Genomic DNA, 5,671 nt, shown 5'->3' on the forward strand with positions numbered 1-5,671 from the left:
ACAGAAATAGACATACAAAAACGCCATCCTTTCCTATGATTCTACAGAAAGAATAGTGTATTTTTTCATTTTATGGGGTATTTTGTTTTGGTATCTTGATAGCGATGGGGTGGACTCCCTTTTTAACATAAGGGTAATTTATGTCGTGTTTAGCAATTATTCATTACATAATGCAAATGATTGTTTACATTTTGTTAGTAATCATTTACAATTACAGTAATTGTAAATGAGGAAAGGAGAATTATGATACTAGAAAACAGAGTTAGAGAATTACGAGCACGATTTAGATGGACTCAGCAAGACTTGGCCGATGCAATTGGGGTCACAAGGCAGACAATTGGATTAATAGAAAAAGGTGATTATTCTCCATCTGTCACTATGGCGTTAAAATTAGCTGCTGTATTTCAAGTTACCGTAGAAGAGGTTTTTTATTTAAAGGGAGAGGAACGATTATGATAAAACAGGTTTTAAGATCGCCACTTATAGGGGCCAGTATATTTGTGTTGATTATTGCATTTTTACTATTTTCTCTTATGAATACACAAGTCATTTTAGCTAAGTTATGTTTCGGGATTTTAGTGACGGTTACTTTTTTATGGCTCATTCTCACAAGGATTTATAACCGAAAGAATCCTCATGATAAGATTAGGCTATTTGGTTTTATACCATCCGAATTTCGTGAAATAGATGAAGGGCAGCAGTGGGTAACCTATAAGGCTTGCCGAAATGTGTATATTTACTATAGCATTGCGCTTCCAGTAACGGCAGGGATTTGTTTTCTCTTTTCTCAACATAATTTTGTTCCATTATTGTGCATTGGTTTACTAGGTGCAGGTCAATATATTGTCTATTGGTTAACCACTATTTTTATTTTAAATCGTATTTAACAAAGGGGATGAAACAATATGGTGGAGTGGGCTCAAAATGCGGGGGCATTATGGCAATATGTAGTGTTATTTCTTTTAGCATTTGCCCCATGGATGGATGTATCAATTGTTGTACCACTTGGTATCGCATGGGGATTACAACCATTTGCAGTAGGAGTAACAGCATTTGCAGGAAATCTTATCTTGGTTCTATTACTCGGTTTTTTCTTTAAACAGTATGCAAAATGGCAAGCAGCAAGAAAACAAAAAAAGGTATAACAACACCTTCTAAAAAAGAAACCCGATCAAGAAAAATATGGGATCGATATGGTATTCCAGGTTTGGCTCTTCTAGCTCCAATTCTCGTAGGAACTGATATTGCAGCCGTATTAGCTTTAACATTTGGATCTAACCGGACACACGTCATAAGTTGGATGACGGTCAGTCTAGCAGTATGGACTTAGCTTTTTAAATATTATTTAGGATATCATAGTGATTTTAGGTAATCTAAAATCGTTCACTACCTAAAAATTATGGAGTGATGAAGTGAGTTCATATGATATTAGGAGAAAAGCTTTGACCAAAAACATTTGAACACTCAACTAGCTGTACGATATGGTCATAGTACCGTAATTCACGAACCTATATGGATAGAGACACATTGCTATCAAACTAATATTTTGAAGCATCCCCAAAACAAAAAAATTGTACATTTTCATCTGGAAATGTCAATTTTCTCGTTTTGGGGTATTTGCTTTCCTTAGGTTGATGGGCATGGGGTGATACCCCTTCAAGCTAAGTTATCAACATTATTGTCACAATCGAATTATCAATAACAAGCGTTTTTGATAATTCGATTACATGTTATCGTCGTTTCTGTGCCCTTACTACACAAACGCCTAAGTTCACATTTGTAAGCAGATATTTCCTGATTTTCACAAATAAGAAAATTGGGGTTGTAGTGAAAAAAATAATAGACCCCTAGCGGAATCTTTTGTTATAAAACTAATCCAAGAAACTAGTTAATAAAGATATTTTGATTTTAGACGGACAGGCAGATATTGCGAAATTCATAAATATTCAAAAATGAATACATTTTACAAATTTTAATTGCGTATGTAGACAGTTTAACCATTGGAGGTGTCCCGCCTATTTGTAGAAAAGCTTTACTCAAATGTTTTTTGGTAAAAATGGTATTCCAATCAATGTACGTGAAGCATGACGAAGATTTTGAAATCCTGCGGATTTAACCAAACGTCTCTTGATATGTCTATGGTCTTGTTCGATAAGATTATTGAAATGCTTAACAGTACAATGTTTCGTATGCACATAAAACCTATTATGTTTCAGTTTTTTGAGTGCACAAAGTAGAGCTGGAGCCTTATCTGTTGTGAGAACTGTTGGTTCTCCAAAAGCTTTCATTAACCTTTTCATAAACATATAAGCGGCTCGATGATCCTTTGTTTTACGAAGTTGAATGTCCAAGGTGTATCCTTCTTGATCAATCGCATGATACAGATAAGACCACTCCCCTTTGACTTTGATGGAGGTTTCATCTACATGCCATGTGAAATGTGCTGATTTATTTTTCTTCTTTCAAATTTGATAGATCAAATTACCATATTCATGTAGCCAACGGCTACTAATATGATATCTTACTTGAATTGTTTTCCTTTAAAATATCTCATATATCATGCTCCTCGAATCATTTTTCATACATTTTAATTTCACTTAGAAAACTTTGCAACGGAACCTAAACTGTTTACATAAGTGAATAAAATCTGTAAAATGGATTTTATTGCGTGTGTGTGGTTTTTTTTGAATATTCATGAATTTTTCAACATCATCGAAATAATACATATGATAATCTTAGCATAAATTTATATCTTAAATATAGAGAAAGATAGAGATGAACTGTCCATTCATCTTTTGGTTATGTTAAAATTTTAATCCTTAAATTACAAAAAATTAGATTGGAGATTATTATATGTATTATAACGAATTCTCAAAACCATTTGTTTCCCAAAAATCAAACCCGAATTTAATAGGTCCAACATTTCCACCAATCCCCCCTTGTACATTACCTACGGGAATCACTGGACCTACGGGAGCAACTGGACCTACGGGAGCAACTGGGCCTACGGGGATCACTGGACCTACGGGAGCAACTGGACCTATGGGAATCACTGGACCTACGGGGATCACTGGACCTACGGGATCGACTGGACCTACGGGAGCAACTGGACCTACGGGAGCAACTGGGCCTACGGGAATCACTGGACCTACGGGATCGACTGGACCTACGGGATCGACTGGACCTACGGGAATCACTGGGCCTACGGGATCGACTGGACCTAATATTCCTATAACTTTTGCAGACTTAACTAATACAGGTGCACAGAATGTTTTAGATTTATCGCCTGTTAGTTTTTCTGGTAGCATAAATACTGTTCAAAATTTAACTTTTTCAACATCTAATACAATAACAATAATTGATCCTGGTGTGTATAAAGTAGAATATTATATTTCTTTTTCACCTTCCTCAAGTTCAATTTGTTTCATTATAGGTGAAGTTGGTGCTACTAATACGGCAGGGAATATAATATTACTTCCAAATCCAAATGGTGGGGAAATATCTGTTTCAAGAATTTTAAATTTAGCTGCAGGAGCAACGCTTCAAATTATTAATGCAAGTGGCAATACTATAAGCTTACCTAATCTATCAACCAATGGCACTCAGAAAGTAAATGCTAGATTTTTAGTTTTTAGAATATTTTAAAATAGAGGGTTGGAGATGGATACTTTTGTTATCTCTTGTGAGTAGAAAGCTGCATTTTTTAAATGATCAAAGAAGCTTTGGTTCTGTTGCAAAGTTTGAAAAAATTCCAAACCGGTTACAAAATAAGGTTATCGTTTAAGAAATTCTAAATAATTGCTGTAATTCTTTATACGTCGAAAAAGAGAAGTCTGGAATGTGATTTCTCTTTTGTTTGTATAGAGCATGAATCGTTTTAACTCCTTTCAATGTACGTGAAGCATGACGAAGATTTTGAAATCCTACGGATTTAACCAAACGTCTTTTGATATGTCTATGGTCTTGTTCGATAAGATTATTGAAATTCTTAACAGTACAATGTTTCGTATCCACATAAAACCTATTATGTTTCAGTTTTTTGAGTGCACAAAGTAGAGCTGGATCCTTATCTGTTGTGAGAACTGTTGGTTCTCCAAAAGCTTTCACTAACCTTTTCATAAACATATAAGCCCCTTGTTTTACGAAGTTAAATATCCAAGGTGTATCCTTCTTGATCAATCGCACGATACAGATAACACCACTCCCCTTTGACTTTGATGTAGGTTTCATCTACATGCCATGTGAAATGTGCTGATTTATTTTTCTTCTTTCAAATTTGATAGATCAAATTACCATATTCATGCACCCAACCCATAATGGTCGTAGGATGAACTGATATGGCATGTTCGCTCAAAAGTTCAGATACATTGGGATAACTTAAAGAAAAACGACAATTGTAGCCAACGGCTACCAATATGATATCTTACTTGAATTGTTTTCCTTTAAAATATCTCATATATCATTCTCCTCGAATCATTTTTCATACATTTTAATTTCACTTAGAAAACTTTGCAACGGAACCTGAATTAGTATGGCTTAGAAATAGTGGCAGTATTAAACAGCAAGAATTGTTAGCTAAACTGGAAGATCGTAAGGGTAAAAAAGTAATTAAGACAAAAGAGATGAAGGTTTTATACGGCATATTAACTTACTATACTATGTATGTTTTAGAAAAATATAATTCTTTATTCAAGTAGGCTGAGGTATTATTACCAGACGTTAATGCGATAACTGATAGTTTTATTAGAACATCTTATTTAGGCAAGATTAAAGGAGGTTTAGCATATGCGTACCTGGTGCAAGATGATCTCGAAAAGTCTAGGCGTTTATGTCAGGAGATTCTAGATTTAGAAGATCCTGAAGGGTGTTTTCATCTTTTAAGAGCATCGGAACTTGTATATTTAGCAGAGTCTTATACCTTTGAATGCTATGAGCGTGCATCCAGGTATATAAATAAATCTTTAGAACAATTAGAGCCATGTAAGTTTGAAAGGGAACTTCAAAGAAAGCAGTCGATTCTTAATATATATGCTTTTATTAAGCTAGTTAATAGGAAAGAGTTGGAGAATATAAAAATATATCATCCTGCTTTTGGATAAAAAGTTTAAAAGACTTTTTTGCTGCGAACCTCTTCTTAATATTCTGTAAGGATTTCGCAAAAAACGAAGGTGAAAATAGTCTCCTTATAAATAAATCTCTAATACATTAAAAATATAATGTTAATTATTTTAAAATATTAAATTCCGTTTGAAGAATTCAATGGTATTGTTCCGTATTAACTTCTTTTTTATTTTCTCCGCATATTAATTGTGCGTAAATTCTTTTGTAAGTGAAATATGTTCCTTATTTAAAGGGGAGTCTGGATACGTTGTAATCGTGTTTTGTATATCATTTACTGTATTTTCATTAATTTTCTCCAAAGAAAAACCATATACAATAAACCAATTTTGATTAGGTCCAGAATCAAGGGAAGATGATATTTCTTCATTTTCTCATTTCTAATACATGGGTTCTTTTAGTTTTATATGTTTACGAACATGATACCCTCCAGTTGGAGACGTAATAGGCCTAGAACCAGCATCTTTGAGTAAATCGTGAATTTCGTAATTTTCTGAACGTTATAGTGAGTTACCTTATATATTTTCGTCACAGAAGAGTCATTCTGTGACAC

3 protein-coding genes and 5 pseudogenes are annotated in these 5,671 nt (G+C 34.0%); 6 read left to right on the forward strand and 2 right to left on the reverse strand.

The window, feature by feature from the left end; translation table 11 throughout:
• The first annotated feature begins 243 nt into the window (after positions 1–243).
• The 4 genes and pseudogenes from ACS2CR_RS33225 to ACS2CR_RS33240 form a co-directional block, all read left to right on the forward strand.
• A complete protein-coding gene (locus ACS2CR_RS33225) occupies positions 244–456 on the forward strand; it encodes a helix-turn-helix transcriptional regulator (protein ID WP_000599740.1) in 213 nt (70 codons plus the stop codon).
• Positions 453–887 (forward strand): hypothetical protein, encoded by a 435-nt coding sequence (locus ACS2CR_RS33230; RefSeq protein ID WP_000595642.1) that lies wholly within the window; start codon positions 453–455, stop codon positions 885–887. The genes ACS2CR_RS33225 and ACS2CR_RS33230 overlap by 4 nt, the downstream gene beginning before the upstream one ends.
• Positions 888–905: 18 nt before the next feature.
• A pseudogene (locus tag ACS2CR_RS33235) lies at positions 906–1,330 on the forward strand (small multi-drug export protein).
• 612 nt (positions 1,331–1,942) lie between these two features.
• Positions 1,943–2,068, forward strand: a pseudogene (locus ACS2CR_RS33240) (ISNCY family transposase); the annotation flags it as partial.
• Here ACS2CR_RS33240 and ACS2CR_RS33245 read toward each other — a convergent pair.
• Positions 2,061–2,504, reverse strand: a pseudogene (locus tag ACS2CR_RS33245) (IS6 family transposase); the annotation flags it as partial. The pseudogenes ACS2CR_RS33240 and ACS2CR_RS33245 overlap by 8 nt on opposite strands.
• Positions 2,505–2,853: 349 nt before the next feature.
• Here ACS2CR_RS33245 and ACS2CR_RS33250 point away from each other — a divergent pair.
• Positions 2,854–3,645, forward strand: a complete 792-nt coding sequence (locus ACS2CR_RS33250) for an exosporium leader peptide-containing protein (protein ID WP_325839274.1) — start codon at positions 2,854–2,856, stop codon at positions 3,643–3,645.
• A gap of 135 nt (positions 3,646–3,780) precedes the next feature.
• On the opposite strand, the pseudogene ACS2CR_RS33255 reads toward ACS2CR_RS33250, so the two are convergent.
• Positions 3,781–4,420 (reverse strand): annotated as a pseudogene (locus ACS2CR_RS33255) (IS6 family transposase).
• A gap of 103 nt (positions 4,421–4,523) precedes the next feature.
• On the opposite strand from ACS2CR_RS33255, the pseudogene ACS2CR_RS33260 reads away from it, so the two are divergent.
• Positions 4,524–5,090, forward strand: a pseudogene (locus ACS2CR_RS33260) (AimR family lysis-lysogeny pheromone receptor); the annotation flags it as partial.
• Between the last annotated feature and the right edge of the window lie 581 nt (positions 5,091–5,671).

It is taken from the genome of Bacillus cereus group sp. BceL291, assembly GCF_051776705.1.
In the GTDB taxonomy this organism is placed as follows: Bacteria; Bacillota; Bacilli; order Bacillales; family Bacillaceae_G; genus Bacillus_A; species Bacillus_A cereus.

Coding starts and splice junctions, on each gene's coding strand:
- ACS2CR_RS33250 (WP_325839274.1), top strand. CDS start 2,854: ATGTATTATAACGAATTCTCAAAACCATTTGTTTCCCAAAAATCAAAC.
- ACS2CR_RS33225 (WP_000599740.1), top strand. CDS start 244: ATGATACTAGAAAACAGAGTTAGAGAATTACGAGCACGATTTAGATGG.
- ACS2CR_RS33230 (WP_000595642.1), top strand. CDS start 453: ATGATAAAACAGGTTTTAAGATCGCCACTTATAGGGGCCAGTATATTT.